16 protein-coding genes are annotated in these 17,062 nt (G+C 69.6%); 6 read left to right on the forward strand and 10 right to left on the reverse strand.

Annotated elements, in window-relative coordinates:
• Positions 1-17: 17 nt before the first annotated feature.
• A complete protein-coding gene (locus BLT28_RS12155) occupies positions 18-917 on the reverse strand; it encodes a GntR family transcriptional regulator (RefSeq protein WP_030430648.1) in 900 nt (299 codons plus the stop codon).
• Between the two features lie 95 nt (positions 918-1,012).
• Here BLT28_RS12155 and BLT28_RS12160 point away from each other — a divergent pair, with 95 nt between their 5' ends.
• The gene (locus BLT28_RS12160) at positions 1,013-2,131 is read left to right on the forward strand and encodes an FAD-dependent monooxygenase (RefSeq protein WP_030430647.1); all 1,119 of its coding nucleotides are present in this window, start codon (positions 1,013-1,015) and stop codon (positions 2,129-2,131) included.
• Here the strand turns inward: BLT28_RS12160 and BLT28_RS12165 are convergent.
• Together BLT28_RS12165 and BLT28_RS12170 are read right to left on the reverse strand one after the other, a co-directional pair.
• Positions 2,053-2,964: an alpha/beta hydrolase gene (locus BLT28_RS12165; RefSeq protein WP_052407528.1), complete on the reverse strand. Its 912-nt coding sequence runs from the start codon at positions 2,962-2,964 to the stop codon at positions 2,053-2,055. The genes BLT28_RS12160 and BLT28_RS12165 overlap by 79 nt on opposite strands.
• 195 nt (positions 2,965-3,159) lie before the next feature.
• Positions 3,160-3,468: a hypothetical protein gene (locus tag BLT28_RS12170; protein WP_156051124.1), complete on the reverse strand. Its 309-nt coding sequence runs from the start codon at positions 3,466-3,468 to the stop codon at positions 3,160-3,162.
• A gap of 212 nt (positions 3,469-3,680) precedes the next feature.
• Between BLT28_RS12170 and BLT28_RS12175 the strand changes: the two genes are divergently transcribed.
• A complete protein-coding gene (locus BLT28_RS12175; protein WP_030430644.1) occupies positions 3,681-4,718 on the forward strand; it encodes a questin oxidase family protein in 1,038 nt (345 codons plus the stop codon).
• On the opposite strand, the gene BLT28_RS12180 is transcribed toward BLT28_RS12175, so the two are convergent.
• The 3 genes from BLT28_RS12180 to BLT28_RS12190 form a co-directional block, all read right to left on the reverse strand.
• Positions 4,705-7,515 carry a glycosyl hydrolase gene (locus BLT28_RS12180; protein WP_043812294.1) on the reverse strand — a complete coding sequence of 937 codons (2,811 nt, stop codon included), beginning with the start codon at positions 7,513-7,515 and terminating at the stop codon, positions 4,705-4,707. The genes BLT28_RS12175 and BLT28_RS12180 overlap by 14 nt on opposite strands.
• 102 nt (positions 7,516-7,617) lie before the next feature.
• A complete protein-coding gene (locus BLT28_RS12185; RefSeq protein ID WP_231950766.1) occupies positions 7,618-7,914 on the reverse strand; it encodes a low affinity iron permease family protein in 297 nt (98 codons plus the stop codon).
• A 65-nt stretch (positions 7,915-7,979) separates the two neighbouring features.
• Positions 7,980-8,396 carry a low affinity iron permease family protein gene (locus tag BLT28_RS12190; protein ID WP_030430641.1) on the reverse strand — a complete coding sequence of 139 codons (417 nt, stop codon included), beginning with the start codon at positions 8,394-8,396 and terminating at the stop codon, positions 7,980-7,982.
• A 235-nt stretch (positions 8,397-8,631) separates the two neighbouring features.
• Between BLT28_RS12190 and BLT28_RS12195 the strand changes: the two genes are divergently transcribed.
• Positions 8,632-9,618, forward strand: a complete 987-nt coding sequence (locus tag BLT28_RS12195) for a threonine/serine dehydratase (RefSeq protein ID WP_030430640.1) — start codon at positions 8,632-8,634, stop codon at positions 9,616-9,618.
• 6 nt (positions 9,619-9,624) lie between these two features.
• Here BLT28_RS12195 and BLT28_RS12200 read toward each other — a convergent pair whose 3' ends face one another.
• Positions 9,625-10,029 (reverse strand): PPOX class F420-dependent oxidoreductase, encoded by a 405-nt coding sequence (locus tag BLT28_RS12200; RefSeq protein WP_030430639.1) that lies wholly within the window; start codon positions 10,027-10,029, stop codon positions 9,625-9,627.
• A 9-nt stretch (positions 10,030-10,038) separates the two neighbouring features.
• Here BLT28_RS12200 and BLT28_RS12205 point away from each other — a divergent pair, with 9 nt between their 5' ends.
• The 3 genes from BLT28_RS12205 to surE are packed head-to-tail and all read left to right on the forward strand — an operon-like array spanning position 10,039 to position 12,380.
• A complete protein-coding gene (locus BLT28_RS12205; protein WP_030430638.1) occupies positions 10,039-10,659 on the forward strand; it encodes an alpha-ketoglutarate-dependent dioxygenase AlkB family protein in 621 nt (206 codons plus the stop codon).
• 24 nt (positions 10,660-10,683) lie between these two features.
• On the forward strand, positions 10,684-11,625 hold the full coding sequence (locus BLT28_RS12210; protein ID WP_030430637.1) for a 1-phosphofructokinase family hexose kinase: 942 nt from the start codon (positions 10,684-10,686) through the stop codon (positions 11,623-11,625).
• A complete protein-coding gene (gene surE, locus BLT28_RS12215) occupies positions 11,622-12,380 on the forward strand; it encodes a 5'/3'-nucleotidase SurE (protein WP_030430636.1) in 759 nt (252 codons plus the stop codon). Before BLT28_RS12210 ends, surE begins: the two co-directional genes overlap by 4 nt.
• Here surE and BLT28_RS12220 read toward each other — a convergent pair.
• The 3 genes from BLT28_RS12220 to BLT28_RS12230 form a co-directional block, all read right to left on the reverse strand.
• Positions 12,366-14,600 (reverse strand): terpene synthase family protein, encoded by a 2,235-nt coding sequence (locus BLT28_RS12220; RefSeq protein ID WP_030430635.1) that lies wholly within the window; start codon positions 14,598-14,600, stop codon positions 12,366-12,368. The two genes, surE and BLT28_RS12220, sit on opposite strands and share 15 nt — an antisense overlap.
• Before the next feature lie 291 nt (positions 14,601-14,891).
• Positions 14,892-15,218: a nuclear transport factor 2 family protein gene (locus tag BLT28_RS12225; protein WP_030430634.1), complete on the reverse strand. Its 327-nt coding sequence runs from the start codon at positions 15,216-15,218 to the stop codon at positions 14,892-14,894.
• A 54-nt stretch (positions 15,219-15,272) separates the two neighbouring features.
• The gene (locus tag BLT28_RS12230) at positions 15,273-16,994 is read right to left on the reverse strand and encodes an acyl-CoA dehydrogenase family protein (RefSeq protein WP_030430633.1); all 1,722 of its coding nucleotides are present in this window, start codon (positions 16,992-16,994) and stop codon (positions 15,273-15,275) included.
• Between the last annotated feature and the right edge of the window lie 68 nt (positions 16,995-17,062).

Here is a 17,062-nt window from a genome sequence, read left to right on the forward strand (position 1 = left end):
GATCCGTTCGGAGGCGGTCAGCGGATGCCGTCGAGCAGGGCCGCGAGACCGAGCTCGAAGATCTCGTCCAGGTCGAGGTCGTAGCCCTCCTCGTCGAAGGCCCGCATCAGCCCGCTGAACGCGGGGAAGCGACCGGACTCCCGGTAGAAGCGGTACTGCTCTTCCTGGGTGTCCATCCACTCCTCCTCGGTCAGCCCGGTCGCGGCCTGCGCCTGGGCCTCCCGCTCCAGGTTCACCGCGATCCCCTGCACATAGCTGAACAACAGCACGTGCAGGTTCATCACCTGCGTCGGCGTGCGGCCGGGGGCGCTGAGCGCGCTGATCATCCAGTCGGCGTGCACGGCGAGGTTCGGCAGCATCACCGGGCGGGTCAGCGTGGTGAACTGGGCCAGCCACGGGTGCCTGCGGTAGAGCGCCCACAACCCGCGCGAACCGACCTCCGTCCGCGTCCGCCAGTTCTTGATCTTCGGGTCGGGCGGTTCCAGTTCGCCGTAGGCGCTGTCCGCCATCAGCAGCACGAGGTCGTCCTTGCTGTCCACGTGCCGGTACGGCGTCATCGCGCTGACCCCGAGCCTGGCCGCGACCCCGCGCATCGACACCGCCGCGAGCCCTTCGGCGTCGGCGATCTCGATGGCGGCGCGCACGACTCGCTCCCGGGTCAGCTCGTCCCCGGTCTCCGCCGGCGGGCGCGGCTTGCTCGGGGCCGCGGCGACCACGCTGCCCACGCGCGGTTCCGCGATGATCAGGCCCTCCTGCTTCAGCGCGGTGAGCGCCTTGGTCGCGGTGGCCAGCGCGACACCCCAGCGGATCGCGATCTGCCTGGTGGAGGGAACGCGGTCGCCGGGGGCCAGCTCGCCCTCGGCGATGCGGCGGCGCAGCTCCGCCACGATCCGGGCGTACGGCGGGCTGTCGGTCATGGCGCTCCCTGTCCTAGTACAGAAGCTCACTGAGATAGCACAGTTTAGCCTCGTTTTGGCTCTGTACAGCTGAATTTACGCCGTACGCTACAGGCATGACAAAGAACGTGCTGATCAGCGGGGCGAGTGTGGCGGGTCCGGCGCTGGCGTACTGGCTGCGCCGCCGCGGCTTCGAGGTGACGGTCGTGGAGCGCGCCCCGGCGCTGCGAACGGGCGGTCAGGCGATCGACGTGCGCGGCGTCGCGCTGGACGTGCTGGACCGGATGGGGCTGCTGGAGCGGGCGCGCGAGCTGCGCACGACCATGCGCGGCATGCAGATGCTCGACGGTCAGGGCAACGAGGTCATGCGCTCCACGGAGATGGCGCTGAGCAGCGGCCGCTTCGACAGCGGCGACATCGAACTGCTGCGCGAGGACCTGACCTCGCTGCTCTACGAGCTGACCCGCGACGACGTGGAGTACGTCTTCGGCGACACGATCACCGGGATCGACGGGACCGAGGTGACCTTCGAGAACGGACCGCCGCGCAGGTTCGACGTGGTGGTCGGCGCGGACGGCCTGCACTCCGGGGTGCGCGCGCTCGCCTTCGGCCCGGAGAGCCAGTTCCTCCGCCACCTCGGCACCTACCTCGCGGTGTTCAGCACGGAGAACTTCCTCGGGCTGGACAACTGGCAGGTCTGGCTGCACGGGGAGGAAGCGGGCTACGCGGTCTACCCGGTGCGCGACAACAGCGAGCTGCGGGTGACGCTCGGCGTCCACGCCGACTCGCTCCCCCACGACCGCCGCGACAACGACGCGCACCGGCGGATGCTCGCGGCGAAGCTGGACGGACTGGGCTGGGAGACGCCGAAGCTCGTGGAAGCCATGTGGGAGGCCGAGGACTTCTACTTCGACGCCATGGCGCAGATCCACATGGACACGTGGTCCTCCGGTCGCGTCACCCTCGTCGGTGACGCCGGGTACTGCGCGTCGCCGTTGTCCGGACAGGGCACCAGCCTCGCGCTGGTCGGGGCGTACGTGCTGGCCGAGGAGCTGGAGCGCGCCGACGGCCAGCACGCCGAGGGGTTCGCCGCCTACGAGGCGCGGATGCGCCCGTTCGCCCGGCTCAACCAGGCGTTGGCGACGGAGAACCCCGGTCAGCCCGCGTCGGAGGAGTCACTTGAGCGCGCGAAGACCGCGATCTCCTTGGACAGCCAGGAAAAGGTCAGCCGGTAGAAGTCCGCGGCACCGTGGCCGAGGTTGATGCAGTGGCCGCTGCGCTCGACGATGTGCGCGCCGCGACCCGCGGGATCGGTCCGGCAGTCGCCCGTCGTCGGGCAGTAGAGCGCGTCGAAACGGCCGAGCACGGTGAGCACGGGCGTTCCGGCAGGGGGTGGCGGTGTGGTGGAACCGTCCGCCTCGGCCAGTTCCGCGGAGGGCACGGTGTCCTTGTTCGCCTCGTCGGCGGCGGCCACGGCGGGGTCGTAGTCCCCTTCGTGCAGGAACAATCCGGCTCGCGCGCCCGGCTTCGTGGTCATGTAGCCGGGCGGCCAGTTCCGGTTCGCGAACTTCGGGTCCTGCTCGGCGGGCCAGAACGGGAAGTCCTGGCCAGGAGACCCGCTTGCGGGGTCGGGCGTCCGCGCCGCTCGGGCGGTCGGTTTCGCGACCCCGCTGAGGACCATCGCGTCGATGCCGCCGAGCGCGGCGGCGTGACGGCCCGCCAGCGCTCCGAGCGAGTGTCCGTTGAGGACGATCGTGCGGAATCCCTTCCGGCGCAGTCCCATCGCCAGCTCGTGCAGTACGCGGCCCTGCGCGGCGAGGGTGAGCTTGGTGGGGTCCGGGTGAGCACTGCGGCCGAAGCCGAGCCGGTCGACCGCGAGGGTGGCGTAGCCGCGCCGGACTGCCTCACGCGAGTACGCGTCCCAGTAGTGGTGGTCGTAGGTCGCGCCGTGCACGAGGAGCTGGACGGGCGTCCGCGGGGTGATCCGCGCGGGTCGGCAGAACCAGGTCGCCACGCCCGCTTCGGTGCTCTGCGGCGAGCAGTGGGGCGCGGGCGTGGTGGGGGTCATGAGCGCGGCGACGAGCGCCGTGGGAACGACGATTCGCTTGCGGAATCGCGCATAAGCAGAGAGAAACACGGTGTGGCCAATCGGAAGTAGAGGCGCGACTCAGCTGTCCGGGACTCTCCGAGCCCCAACGCCGGCGGGCGCCTGTTCCACCGGTGTCTCTCTGAGTCGAGTCTACGACGGCCGCAACCGATTAACTCAGCAGGTGTCGACCTCGCGCAGGTACCACTCCACCAGGACCCGCCCGGCCTCGCCCATCGGGTGCGCCCGCGGGTCGGCGCCGTGGGTGTGCGCCACCACGTCGCCGGTGGACGCGTCCACCGCGAGGTCGAACCAGTCCGCGCAACCGCCGACCTCGATGCCGTCCAGTTCGGAGTCGCTGCGGGTCAGTGGGTACCCCGCGTAGACCAGCAGCTCGTAGAGCTGGTGCCCGTGCCACTCCCGCAACAACTCACCGCTCTCGGCGATCTGCTGAGCGCCGTCGACGGTGACCACGAAGTACTCCACCACGCCACCTCACGTCCCTCCCGCCGCGCGCCCTTCCTGGGGCGGGAAAGTGGCTACGCTACGTCCGTTTTCGCTGGTCCGCTCGCTGTGGGCGGATTTGGCCGACAGTTCGCGACGCAGTCGTGACGCTGTCGTAGCCAACCCCTTGACCTCCAGTTAGCTGGAGGTTCGACACTGGCTGCCACCCCGTCCGAGGTGAATGGAGTCAGTTGATGCCCGACCGCACCGGCGTGCTCGACGAGGCGTACCAGCGCCTGCACCGCACCGGCCCCGAGTTCGACGGCTGGTTGTCCAACCACGCGCCGATGACCGTGGAGGCGATGGTCCGCGCCGGGCGCCCGGAGCTGGTGCACCGGTGGGTCGACGCCTACAGCGACCAACTCGACGAGTTGCCCGCCGCGACGCACCGGATCGGTTCCGAATGGCTGGCGGCGATGGGCGACGAGCGCCGGATCGGCGACTGGATCGCGCACTTCCGGGTGGAGCTGGCCGAGCGGCCGTGGCGGGAGGTGCTGGCGACGTGGTGGCCGCGGCTGCTCCCCGGGGTCGCCGCGGGCGCGACGCACGGCGTGATCCGGGTCGGCCACGCCGTGCGCGTCCTGCTGGAGGGCGAGCAGACGGCGCCGCGGCTGGACGAGCTGGCGCACGGGCTCGGCTACTGGGCCGCGCGGTGGGAGTCGGTCCCCGGCGCGGCCTGCCCGGAGGGAACGCTGCCGCCGCACGAGGCGATCCTCGGCGTTCCCGTGCTGCCCGAGCGGACCGGCGGCATCCAGGCACGCCTGGCCCGGCTGGCCGATCTCGCCGGGTGGTCCGAGTCCCTTGCCGCGCTGCGCTGCCCCTCGAACTCGGCGCAGGCGTACGACATGCTCGCCGATCTCGTCGATGTGGCTGTGCTGCGCTACCGCACGCACGGGCACGGGGCCGCGATCATGTCCGTGCACGGGGCGACAGCGCCGAACGCGGTCCTCCGCACGCTTCCGGCGCTCCCGGAGAAGCTGTGGGTGCCGAGCCTGTGCGCCGCGTGGATCGCGACGGCCGCCGTCACCTCGATCTACGCCCCTTCACAGCCGGCCCCGGTTGAGGAAGGCGCGGATCTGGCGGTGGACGAGGTACTTGAGCGGGCCGTCGCGACCGGTGACTCACACGCGATCAAGTTCGCCGACACCGCCATGGACACGTTCGCGCACAAGGGAACCCCCGATGCGCTCGCGGCCGCTCAGCGGTGCACGGACCTGATCAGCCCATCGTGAACGGAACGACCACTGTGGACTGCCGACCTTCCGTGGCGGTGGCGCTGGCGCGCAGCGAAGTGGTCCCGCTGCCGATGGCGCTCCAGACCTCCAGCTTCACGCATCCGTTGGCGAGGCTGGACAGCGTGCCGGTCTGCGTTTGGAGTCCGGCCGACTGCGTGTAGTTCTCCCATCCGGTCACCGGGTCCGTGGCGAAGTAGCGGTAGGTCTCCGTGCGCGTGTAGTTCCCGGAACCGTTGGGGTCGTATGAGATCCGCGCCTGCACTCCGTTGCCGACCGCGGTCGCGGAGTCCACGTTGAGCGAGAACTGGGTCTGCTTCGCCGGGTCGATGCTCCCGGTGAGCCCGCACGCGGTGTAGACCCGGGCGTTGGTCGGCACGCCGTCGAAGTTCCGCCCACCGGCGCTCGTGACAGCATCGTCACGGGCACCGGAACCGCTCGTGGCGGAAAGCGTGTTCGGGCTCGTCACGTGCAGCGTCGCGGAGGTCGGCGGCGGCGTCACCGTTCCCCCTCCGGTCGTCGCGGTCTTGCCCGCGGGCACGTTCAGCGTGGTGCCGTTGGAGAAGGTCACGGTGATCGGGGCGGTCCCGGTGTTGCCGGCGACGTAGGTCCTGGTGCCGCCCTTGCTGAACACGGCGTGCAGCGGGTGGTTCGCGGTGATGCTCGTGTCGACCTGCCCGAGGGCGCTCAGGTTGCGCAGCCAGTGGAAGGTGTGCGCTCGGCTCTCGCCCTCTTCGGGGGTGTAGTTGGTGCCGCGGAAGGCGTTCAGCGCTTCGTCCGGTTTGGACAGTGCTTGGAAGGACCAGATGATGTCCTGCCACACCTTCGGCTGGCTGCCGCTGTTGCGGACGATCTCGGCCACGTTGCGGTCGATGTAGCCGGGGTTGTGGCCGAGGTAGAGCGAGCCGCCGGTGATCGGCAGCATGTTGATGCCGTGGATCTTCTCAGGCTCCGCGGTGAACCAGGTGGAGTACGCGCCGCCGTCGCCCCACACCATGCCGACGGTGGAGTGCTCGAAGGCCGCCGGGAACGCCTGGTCCTGCGGGTCGAACCAGTAGTTCTGGATGGCGCTGGCCTGGGTCGTGTAGATGTAGAGGCCCGCGTCGCGGATGGCGTTGTTGCCGGTGACCTGGCCCCACTGGATCAGCGCGTTGGCGAAGTTCATGCCCTCCGACGAGGACTCCTGGTTGTTGCCCGCGAAGAAGGCGCCGTGCCCGGCCGCCCAGTCGTGCCCGGCGAAGATGTCGAAGTCGCGCAGGAACGGGAACCTCGTGTCGTTGCGGTCGTAGTTGTTGGCGTCTCGGACCAGCAGGTCGACCATGCCGCCGTACTGGCCACCGGAGGCCCAGTCGCGGTCGAACTTCGCCAGGGTCGCGGCCGCGGCGATGTAGTAGCCGTAGTGGAAGTGGTGGTCGTTGAGATCGGTGTCGGAGCCGTAGGAGGCCGGGTAGCCGATGAGCGTTCCCCAGTTGCGGTCGTAGTAGAAGACGCGCTGCGACTTGCCGGGCGACGCGGTGAACCAGTCGGTCAGCCGCGCTCGGATCGCGTTCAGCATCTTGTCGCGCACATCGGTCCGGTTGACCTGGTCGGCGATCTCCGCGAGCCGAGCCGCGCGCCCGAGCGCCTTGCCCGTCCAGTAGGTGTCGTTGTTGAACCCGGCCAGCGGGTCACCCTGTGCGGCCTGGTCGAGGAAACCGTTGAGGGTGGCGAGATCCGCGCCCGTCATGGCCACCGAAGGCAACTCCGGCAGAACGCCGTTGTAGCGCATGGTGGTGGTGAACGACGAAGTGCCGACGAGCGTCTTCATCGGTCCACGCGGGGAGATGTAGGTGTTGGCGATCGGAGTGCCACCGCCGCTGAGGTGCTGCCATTGGTGCGGATAAAGGGAAACGACGGTTCCGGTCGCGGAGCCCTCCAGCGCCTGGGTGGTGAACGCGTAGGTCGCGCGAACCGTGCTCGCGGCCTGGTCGTAGTTCCACGACACGCGTGTGCCCGTGATGTGCGCGTGCGCATAGGTGCCGTAGGCGTTGGCCAGCGCGACGCGATCGGAGTTCCCGGGCAGAACCGCGACGGAGAAGAATCCCTTGCCCGCCAGGTTCGATGTGATCGCCGTACCGCCGGAACTCCACGTCGCTCCGCTCGGCGCATAGGCGACGTAGTCATGACCGTCGACCGAGAAACCGATGCGGGAGCCGCTGTTCAACCACACGGTGGGCGCTGCGGAGAAGCTCAGCCGCGCGTCTCCGCCGGTCACTTTGGCGTAGACGAACGGGGAACCGTGGCCGATCGTGGCGCGCAGCGTGCGGGCCCCGTCCGACCAGAACGGGCTGACGGTCCAGTCCGTCCAGCCGTCGACCTTCGCCTCCGACGCGTTCAGCCCGGTCACACCGAGGGTGAAGTCCGCGCCGTACTGGTAGTGGTACTCGCCGACGCCGGTCGCCGTTCCGGTGATCGTCGGCGTGGTCGCGTAGTCGACGCCGAGGCCGCCCGCCACGGTGTCGAAGGACAGCGGGTGCGCCATGAGGTTGTCGGAGAAGGCGCATTCCGTGCGCTTGTAGACCAGCGAGGACCACCAGTCGTTCGTCGGAACCGCTCCGGCGGGCGCGTTCGCGGTCAGGTGGCGCCGGGGGTTGGTGGCCAGGTCGGAGCACGCGGTCGGCAGCGCCGCCCCCGCGGGCAACGCCGTGGTGTAGCTGCCCGCGCCGACCGGCTCCGCGGCCGCGGGCAGCGCGGGAGTGGCCAGGAGCAGTGCTGTTGTCGCGATCAAGCCGAGTCTGAACCCGCTGCGTTGGCCCATGGACAGCTCTCCTTTGAGCGTGGTCGTCGAGCAGCGGCGGAGCTCGATGGTGAGAGCGCTCTCGCGAAGTTGTAGCAACGGTTCGGGGCCTTCGTCAACGATTCAGTGCCGTTGGTGCCGGTCGTGCTGGCGGGAGTGCAGCCGTTCCTGCTCGTGCAGGTCGCGCTCCTCCACCGCGATCACGTCGTCGCTGGCGTCCCGCGTCGCCTTGATCAGCTCGTCCAGCTTGAGCAGGATCGCCTCGGTCTGGCGGTTCGTGCTGTGCTGGATGCTGAACAACAGCAACAGGCTGACCAGAGCGCCCAGCGAGTACACGATCGTCTGCCAGTGCGCGGGAAATCCACTGAGCACACCGGCCAACAGCAACGCGATCACGACGATGATGCTGAGCCCGCTCATCCAAGGCGATCCCGCGGCCGTTGCGACAGCGTCGGCCACGCGCGAGAAAGCCTCGCGGGCGTGTTTCACCGTGTGTTTTCCCGGTTCTCCAGGCCGACCGCGTCGCGCAGCTCCTCGCGGTCGTGGTCCAGGTCGGGGTAGTTCTTCGACAGGTGCGCCATGATGTCGGAGAGCCCGTCCGCGAGCGCGTTGAGCTTGTGCTGCACGGCGTCGTCCGCACGCTTCTGCGTGTTCTGCAGCAACGCCACCAACAGGAACGTGACGATCGTCGTCATCGTGTTGATGATCAGCTGCCAGGTGTCGGTGCTGTCCAGCAGGAAGTACGACGGCGCCCAGATGATCACGAGCAGCACGCACAGCACGAAGAACCACGCCCGGGAAACGAAATTGCTGGTGTGCGTGGCGAACCTGTCGAAAACCGACAGCCTCCCCGAAACGTCCGAGGGCATCTTCGCGTCTTCTTCGTTCTCGCGCGTGGCCATCTCCGCCTCCGTTGTCTAGGCACCTTCGGCATACCCGCGGCGAGACGACCTTGAAACCCTCGCAGAATTCGGGGAAAGGCCGAAGGTGGGCTGACCGACATGCCCCTGGAGACGGACAACGCCGGGGGCACCCAAGACCACTCCGACCACATGACGTTCGGGTACCACGTCCTCGAACACGACCCCGTCGTCCGCACTCACCTCTACTCCCGCGGAGTCGCTTACGCTCGGGCCCATGCTGGAGAAGGCGCGGGACATCGCACGACGCTCGCAGGAGATCGCACCGAAGCTGCTCGAACATCTCACCGTCACGCCGCTCCTGCCGTTCTCCGCGTTGGGCGCACACCTCGGCGCCGACCTGCTGGTCAAGTGCGAACACCTCCAACGCACCGGCTCCTTCAAAGCCCGCGGTGCGCTCGCGAAGACCCTGACCTTCACCTCGGAGCAGCGGCGGCGCGGCGTTGTCACCGCGTCCTCCGGCAATCACGGCCTCGGAGTGGCCAACGCGCTCGCCGCACTCGGCGGCCAGGGCGTCGTGTTCGTGCCGGAAAACGCCTCCCCGGTCAAGGTCGCGGCGATCGAACGCCTCGGGGCGCGGATCCAGCGCCACGGCACGGACGTCGGCGTGCTCGAACGGCTCGCGCGCGAGCACGCGGCCGACCACGACATGGTCTACATCCCGCCGTACAACGACCCGGAGGTGATCGCGGGACAGGGCACGGTCGCGGTGGAAATGCTGGAACAGACCGGAGAACTCGACGCGGTCGTGGTCGCGGTCGGGGGCGGCGGGTTGATCAGCGGTGTCGCGTCGGTCCTCAAGCGGCGCTGGCCGGGCGTTCGGATCATCGGCGCTTCTCCGGCCAACGACGCGGGCATGATCGCCTCGGTCCGGGCCGGGGAGGTCGTGTGGGTCGACGCCGAGCCGACGCTGTCCGAGGGCACTTCGGGCAACATCGAGCCCGGCGCGATCACGGTGGAGCTCTGCCGTTCGCTGGTCGACGACTGGGTGCTCGTCGACGAGGGCGCGATCGCCGCGGCGCTGCGCATGATCGTCGACACCGAGCACCACCTCGTCGAGGGTGCGGCCGCCATGGCGTTCGCCGCGGCCCTCGCGAAGCGGGACGAGCTGGGCGGACGGCGGGTCGCAGTGATCTCGTGCGGGGCGAACATCTCCGCCGACCTGCTCGCCGACGCCCTCTCCACCACCAGCCGATCGGGTTAGGGCGAGCTAGACGTTTCCGAGGACGCGGGTGATGGCGATCTCGATGACCACGCGGGCCGGGTTGGGTTTGGGAGTCCGGTAGCGGGCGGCGTAGCGCGCCTCGGCGTCGGCAACCGACGCGGCGTCCTCGCGCACGACGGCGCGGCCTTCGAGGGTGGACCAGCGCCCGCCGTCGACCTGGCACACCGCGACCCGGGCGCCGTCGGAGCCCGCGGCACGGACGTGCTTGACCTTCTGCGAGTGGGAGAAGGTGATCACGCGCGCGATGCCCGCCTCGGCGTCGAGGGTGACGCCGACGGGGACGACGTGCGGGGTGCCGTCCTTCCTGATCGTGCTCAGCGTGCAGAGGTGGCGTTCCGTCCAGAAGGCGTGGCCGCCCTCGCTCAACTCGATCTTCGGCATGGTGGTCATTATGGTCCCATGGGCTTGTTTCCCCGCGAGCGCGCCGAGATCGCGCCGGGCGCGGTGCACGTGCCGGACTGGCTCGGCCTCGACGAGCAGCGGAGGCTGGTCGAGGCGTGCCGCGAGTGGTCCCGCCCGCCCGCCGGGCTGCGCGCGACCCGGATGCCGAACGGCTCGGTGATGTCGGTGCGCTCGGTGTGCCTGGGGTGGCACTGGACGCCGTACCGGTACTCGCGTTCCACCGAGGACGGTTCGCCGGTGAAGCCGTTCCCGGACTGGCTCGGCGAACTGGGGCGGCGGGCCGCGGGCGCGGACTACCGCCCGGACATCGCCCTGGTCAACTACTACGACGCCGGAGCGCGGATGGGCATGCACCGCGACGCCGACGAGCGCAGCCCGGAGCCGGTGGTCTCGCTGAGCCTCGGCGACGCGTGCGTGTTCCGCTTCGGCAACACCGACGACCGCGGTCGCCCGTGGACCGACGTCGAGCTGCGCTCCGGCGACCTGTTCGTCTTCGGCGGGCCGTCGCGGCTGGCCTACCACGGTGTGACCAGGACGTTCCCGGGTACGGGGCCGGAGATCGGCCTGCGCGGAGGCGGACGGCTCAACATCACGCTGCGGGTCTCGGGCATGGATTGAGCCCGGCAGGGGAATGCCCCCGACGTGACCGGACAGAACGGACGCGTCGTCGTCTTCGCGCCCTCGCCGCAGCTCACGGTGACCGTCGAGGACCTCAACGGCGAACCCGACATCCACGTGCACCCCGGCGGCCAGGGCGTCTGGCAGGCCCGGATGATCACCTCGCTCGGTACCGGGGTCGTGCTGTGCGGAACCGTCGGCGGCGAGACCGGGCACGTGCTCAAGCACCTGATCAGCGACCCCCTGATCGAGCCGCAGCTGCTCGACGTGGACGCCCGCAACGGCGCCTACGTGCACGACCGCCGCGACGGCAGCCGGGACGAGCTGGTGGACATGCCCGCGGGCGAGCTGTCCCGGCACGACCTCGACGACCTCTACGAGCTGACCCTGACCCACGCGCTGGACACCGGGATCGCCCTGCTCAGCGGTCCGGGCAACGACCGCGTCCTGCCGCACTCGCTCTACCGCAGGCTCACCGAGGACCTCTCCGCCAACGGCTGCCGCGTGCTGGCCGACCTGGCCGGAGGGCGACTGGCGCAGGTGCTCGAAGGCGGGCCGTCCTTCGTGAAGGTCAGCCACGAGGAGCTGATCGAGGACGGCCGCGCGGACAGCGGCGACCTGCCGGACCTGGTGGCGGCGATCAAGGAGATCGCGAAGCGCGGGCCGGGCACCGTGGTGGTCTCCCGGGCCGCCGAGCCCGCGCTGGCCCTGGTCGAGGACGAGCTGTTCACGCTGCACGTTCCGGACCTGAGCCCGGTGGACACCCGCGGCGGCGGCGACTCGATGACCGCGGGCGTCGCTGCCTGCCTCGCCAAGGACGAACCCATGACGGACGCGCTGCGGATCGGCGCGGCGGCGGGAGCCCTCAACATCACCCGGCGCGGCCTCGGCACCGGCGGCGGCGAGGCCATCCGCACCCTGGCCGACCGCGTGGAACTGCGTCCCCTATCGGAAAGCTGGTCATGATCGCGCTGATCACGAACGACGACGGCATCGACTCCCCCGGCCTCGCGGCGCTCGCCCGCATGGCCGTCCACTGTGGACTGTCCGTGGTGGTGGCCGCGCCCGCGGAGGAGTCCAGCGGTACCAGCGCCGGGCTGACCGCGGCCAAGGACGACCGCCGGATCGCGTTGGCGCGCAAAGAACTCCCGGGCCTGCCGGATGTCCCCGCCTACGCGATCGCCGGGCATCCCGGCCTGATCGCCTTCCTCGCGGCCCAGGGCGCGTTCGGCGCCAAGCCGGACCTCGTGCTGTCCGGGATCAACCGCGGTGCCAACGTCGGCCGGGCCGTGCTGCACTCCGGAACCGTCGGCGCGACCCTCACCGCGTCCATCAACGACCTGCGCGGTCTCGCCGTGTCGCTCGACGTCGGGCTCGCGGGTTCGGAGCAACCCCACTGGGAGAGCGCTGCGGGCATCGTCGAGCAGGCGGTCGAGCTGCTGCGGAACTCCCCCGCCGGGACGGTGCTCAACGTGAACGTGCCGGACGTGGCGGCGGACCGGCTCGGTCCGTTGCGCCACGCCCGGCTCGCCCGCTTCGGTACCGTGCAGAGCCGGGTGCGGCAGCTCGACGACGACAGCATCGAGGTCGTCGCGGTCGACGTGGACGACGCGCGACCGGAGCCGGACTCCGACGCCGCGCTGCTCGCCGCGGGGCACCCGACGATCACCGCGCTGCGGTCGGTCGCCGAGGATCCCGGCTTCGAGCTACCGAACGCGTGACAACCGCGCCGCCGATGTGCCCAAACCGGTTGGCAGGAAAGAGAAAACCCTCTTGACCTGCTCGACGCCGTACATCCGGCGGAGTTCGGCGTCCTGGTAGCGCACGCACTTCACGTGCCACTCCATGATCCCCGACATCCACTCCTTGAGGTCCTCGGCCTGCCGGGTCACCACGGCGCGGGTCCTCTCGTCGAGGTCGAACTCCTCGAACAGGTCGGCGAGGTCGTTGGCGAGGATGTGCTCGAACTGCCGCATGCGCGCGTTCATCAGCTTGGCGACGACGTCCCGCGCGGTGAGCCGATCGGTGCCGAGGAAGTTCTCCACGACGACGACCATGTTGTGCACCTCGCCCTCGAACTCGACCTCCTTCTGGTAGGAGAACAGGTCGTTGGTGAAGCAGGCGTAGTCCATCGCCGCGGTGACCAGCTCGTGCAGCGTCCGCGTCTGGTACAGCTCCGGCGGCACCAGGTCCAGCGCCTTCACCCGGGCCAGCCGGATGGTCATGTCCGAGCCGAAGGTCCTGCGGCGCATCTCCACGTAGTCGATCGGGTCGGGAATCCGGTTCTGCGCCTGGTTGTCCACCTCCCAGACCCAGCTGTCGACCATGTCGTCGACGGCCTTGCGGAACTCCGCGCGCCCGCCCGGGGACAGCGGTCCCGCGGTGCGCCTCCACAGGTCGTCGAGCCCGCGCTCGATCGGACTGGCCGGCGCCGGTGCCTTGCCGTCCAGGGGCATGAACTGCTTCAGCCGCTCGGCGCACGCGCGCGCCGCGGCCTTGTTGCGGGCGATGCCGAAGACCAACGGGAAGTAGTCGTCGCCGTAGGTCCCCCACGACAACCAGTCCGAGGAGAGGTTCAGCTCCTCCGGGTCCGCGTCGGCGTGGATCATCGCCGCGCAGTGCGCCAGGTCGATGCCCCGCCCGCGCGCCTCGTCCCAGATCGCGCCGCGTTCGACGCCGGGCACCACCTCGTAGAAGCCCATGGCGCGCTGCCAGTCGATGGTGTGCTCGCGGGCGGCCTCGATGTGCGGGCTGGTGCGGACGGCGTACGGCATGTACAGCTCGGGCAACGGCAGGTGGCCCACGGGTCGCTCCGGCGTGTACGTGTGCTCACGCAGAGCCCTGCGCACGCCCGGCCGGAACTCCAGCCGGGCCGCCGAGGTGCCGAGCCCGACCGGCCCCGCGAGCAACGGGTTCGGCGGCGCGTCGTTGTCCATCGCCTGGTTCATGTAACGGCTGGAGCGCGCGTGCCACTCGTGCCCGCCGGACTGCCAGTCCTGCAGTCCCTTCACGTACGCGGCGATGGCGAGCTGTTCGTGCGGCAGGAGGTTGTGCTGGGCGGCCAGCGCGGGAACCTCGACCAGCGCGGTGTTCTCGAACTGCCGCAGCCGCGAGGTCAGCAGGTCGTTGGTCAGCTCGGCCGCTTCCTGCGTGGAGTTGCCCAGGAAGCGCTCGAACACCAGCACCGCGTTGGAGTTCTCGCCCTCCTCCTCCACCTCGCGCTGGTAGGAGAACAGGTCGTTGCGCAGGTGCACGGCGTCGGAGAAGGTGTCCCGCAGGACCTCCAGCGGCCGGGAGTACGCGACCTTGTCCGGCACCTCGGCGCCGACCGCGTACTCGACCAGGTTCGCCGACCACGGCGCCCCGCCGACCCGGCGCCGCATCTGGATGTACTCGATGGGGTTGGCGATCCGGCCCAGCTCGATGTTCTTGAGCTCCCAGATGGACTCCACCATCAGGTTGTGCGTGCTGGTGATGAACCGCCTGCGCCAGTCGACGGTCATCGACGGGACGGTGCGCTCCCACAGGTCCTTCAGCCCGGCCTCGGCAGGGTTCGTCACCTCGGGGGCGACCTCGCCGTCCATCGTCATGAACTTCTCCAGGCGGTCCAGGTACGCCTGGCCGCCCTTGATGTCCCGCGAGTACTTGAACTCCTCCAGGAAGTGGTCGTCGAAGAAGAACACCCACACGTACCAGTCGGTGATCACGTCGAGGACGTCGCCGTCGCAGTCCGGGTGGGTGTAGGCGCACATCAGGCCGTAGTCCATCCTGGCGAGCCGCTCGGCGGTCCACACCAGCCCGCCGTCCGGCGTCCGCGAGTCGAGCATGCCCATCCGTTCCGCCCACTCCGCGCTGTGCCGCCGCGTCCGCTCCAGGTGCGGGTTGATCCTGGCGGGGTACGGGACATAGAACTCGGGCAGCGTGAAGGACTGCTGCTGCATCGTGCGCGCCTACTCTCTTCGGGCTCGGCTGCCTGACGCGTTCGACCCTCGCATTCGGCCCAACGCGCGGACATCGGCCAGCTGAGCGATGTCCGTCCCGAACGAGCGACCGCCGATCGTCACCCCCCGTGGCGGGCATCGCTCCCCGGAGACGCACCCGTCCGGACAACAACCAGGTCCGGCACCGCCGCCCCGGATGCCGCCCGCCGGTCGCACGCGGCCATCAGAGTGCTCTCGTTCACCTCAACGTGCGCATTCACCACGGCCACCGAACCCGGCGGGGCGCGGGCGTCAGGTCAGGAAGCGGACGCGGTCGATCAGGCCGTCGCGCACGCGGTACGCCACGAGCACGCGCCGCGGCTCGTCGTCGAGCCCGTGCGCCACCTCGTGGTCCACCACCCACCCGCGCTCGATCAACCTGCCGACCACCTCGGCGCGGCACAGCCGCTGGGCGAACTGCTCGGCGTAGAGGCCGCGCATCTCGTCGCGCCCCCGAATGCTCTGCCCCTCGTGCAGCGCGAGGTGGACGTCCTCGGCGTAGGTCGCCAGGAAGGCCTCCAGGTCGTGCGCGTTGTACGCGGCCAGCTGGCGGTCCACCACGGAGGCAGGATCGATCATGAAGCCGATTCTGGCACGCGGGGTGAACCACCGGCCCGCCTTTGTGCGCAAGAGTTATGCGCGCATGTCGTAACTGCCCGAAAGAGCCGCGACGTGGGCCCACACGCGGCCGAAGCGCTCGGCGTCCGGCACCGGCTTGCGGATCTGCTCCACCGCCCACGCCTGCTGGGCCTCGGTGGCCGAGGCCTTCCCGTGCAGGCCGACCGCGTACTCCGAGAAGTCGCGGACCAGCACGTCGAAGATCTGGCCGAGCACGTCCGGGTGGCAGCCGGTCAGCTCCGCCTGCTCCAGCACCAGCTGGCCGTAGACGACGAGCGTGAACAGGTGCCCGAGGTTGAGCAGGAAGTCCAGGTCCCGCTGCTGGGCGGCATCGGGGGCGGCCGTGGTGAGCAGCCGCTTCAGCCCCCTGGCCTGCTCGTGGAAGAGCGCGACGTTGGGCACGTGCGCGAAGGCGGTGTACACCCGCTCCCAGTCGTGGAAGGTGATCTTGCCGAGTCCGCGCGCCGGCCCCTGCTCGAACAGGAAAGCGTCGTCCGCGGCGTCGTGGCGGGTCGGCACCGGCTCGAACTCCTGCGGGTTGAACAGGTAGTTCGGCATGAACTTCAGCACGAGCGCGAGGTTGACGTGCACGGTGCCTTCGAGCTTCGGCAGCGCGCGGATGTGACCGGTCGCGGTGTTGAAGTAGGTGTCCTTCTCGAAGCCCTTGGCCGCGATCACGTCCCACAGCAGGTCGATGACGCGCTCGCCCTCGCTGGTCACCTTCATCTTGGTGATGGGGTTGAACAACAGGTAGCGGCGGTCCTCGGCGGTCGCGGAGCGGAAGTAGTCCACCGCGCGGTCGCTGAACAGCTTCATGGCGGCCAGTCGGGCGTACGCGTCCACAAAGGACTGCCGCACGTGGCCGAACTCGGTGACCCGGTTGCCGTAGAGAACCCTGTTGTGCGCGTGGGTGATCGCCTCGTAGAAGGAGTGCTCCGCGATGCCGATCGACGCCGTGCAGAGGTTGAACTTGCCGACGTTGACGGTGTTGAGCGCGGCGCTGAACGCGTCGGTGCCGGTGTGCAGGATGTCGGCGTCGGTGACCGGGTAGTCCTCCAGCCGGAACGCGCTGACGAACATCTGGGAGTTCACGACGTTCTTGATGAGCTTGAAGCTCGGGTGCTGGCTGTCCACGGCGAAGAACACGTAGCCGTCCGCGCCCTCGACGTCCGCGCGGCGCCCGAACACCGACACCATCCCCGCGATGTTGCCGTTGCCGATGTAGTACTTGTCGCCCGTCGCCGTGAAGCCGCCGTCCGGGCGCGGCGTGAGGACCATGTCGGTGGAGTAGACGTCGGCCCCGTGCTCCTTCTCCGACAGCCCGAACGCGAACACCGCGCCGCTGTCGAGCAGGGCCGCCGCGCGGGCACGGGCTTCGGCGTTGTCGCTCATCCAGATCGGCCCCAGGCCCAGGACGGTGACCTGCCAGGCGTACCAGTAGGACAGCCCGTAGAAACCGAGGATCTCGCTCAGCGCGGCGTTGCGGGTCGCGTCCCACCGCTTGCCCGGGTCGCCGCCCGCCTCGGCTGCCGGGGTGTTGAAGGTGGCGAACAGCTTCTCGCGCTTGATGAAGTCGAGGAAGTCGGTGTACCAGACGCGGTCGAGGTGGTCGGCGATCAGCCGCTGCTTGCCGCGCGATTCGAACCAGTCGATCAGCGCCCGCAGCTTCGCCCGCGACTCGGTGTCGAGGTGCTCCGGGTCGTAGGTGACCGGGTTGAACAGCGCCGGGTACTCCATCTCAGCCACCTTCGACTTCCCTCCACCCACCGTTGTTACCGGCCGGTACCCTACCAGCCGGTAACAAT

This window comes from Allokutzneria albata (assembly GCF_900103775.1).
GTDB lineage: Bacteria > Actinomycetota > Actinomycetes > Mycobacteriales > Pseudonocardiaceae > Allokutzneria > Allokutzneria albata.

Bases quoted from the DNA above. Each gene is read 5' to 3' on its own strand.
- BLT28_RS12230 (WP_030430633.1), bottom strand. From the start codon at position 16,994: ATGGAGTACCCGGCGCTGTTCAACCCGGTCACCTACGACCCGGAGCAC.
- BLT28_RS12225 (WP_030430634.1), bottom strand. From the start codon at position 15,218: ATGATCGATCCTGCCTCCGTGGTGGACCGCCAGCTGGCCGCGTACAAC.
- BLT28_RS12180 (WP_043812294.1), bottom strand. From the start codon at position 7,515: ATGGGCCAACGCAGCGGGTTCAGACTCGGCTTGATCGCGACAACAGCA.
- BLT28_RS12185 (WP_231950766.1), bottom strand. From the start codon at position 7,914: ATGAGCGGGCTCAGCATCATCGTCGTGATCGCGTTGCTGTTGGCCGGT.
- BLT28_RS12220 (WP_030430635.1), bottom strand. From the start codon at position 14,600: ATGCAGCAGCAGTCCTTCACGCTGCCCGAGTTCTATGTCCCGTACCCC.
- BLT28_RS12190 (WP_030430641.1), bottom strand. From the start codon at position 8,396: ATGGCCACGCGCGAGAACGAAGAAGACGCGAAGATGCCCTCGGACGTT.
- BLT28_RS12200 (WP_030430639.1), bottom strand. From the start codon at position 10,029: ATGACCACCATGCCGAAGATCGAGTTGAGCGAGGGCGGCCACGCCTTC.
- BLT28_RS12160 (WP_030430647.1), top strand. From the start codon at position 1,013: ATGACAAAGAACGTGCTGATCAGCGGGGCGAGTGTGGCGGGTCCGGCG.
- BLT28_RS12195 (WP_030430640.1), top strand. From the start codon at position 8,632: ATGCTGGAGAAGGCGCGGGACATCGCACGACGCTCGCAGGAGATCGCA.
- BLT28_RS12205 (WP_030430638.1), top strand. From the start codon at position 10,039: ATGGGCTTGTTTCCCCGCGAGCGCGCCGAGATCGCGCCGGGCGCGGTG.
- surE (WP_030430636.1), top strand. From the start codon at position 11,622: ATGATCGCGCTGATCACGAACGACGACGGCATCGACTCCCCCGGCCTC.
- BLT28_RS12165 (WP_052407528.1), bottom strand. From the start codon at position 2,964: ATGACCCCCACCACGCCCGCGCCCCACTGCTCGCCGCAGAGCACCGAA.
- BLT28_RS12175 (WP_030430644.1), top strand. From the start codon at position 3,681: ATGCCCGACCGCACCGGCGTGCTCGACGAGGCGTACCAGCGCCTGCAC.
- BLT28_RS12155 (WP_030430648.1), bottom strand. From the start codon at position 917: ATGACCGACAGCCCGCCGTACGCCCGGATCGTGGCGGAGCTGCGCCGC.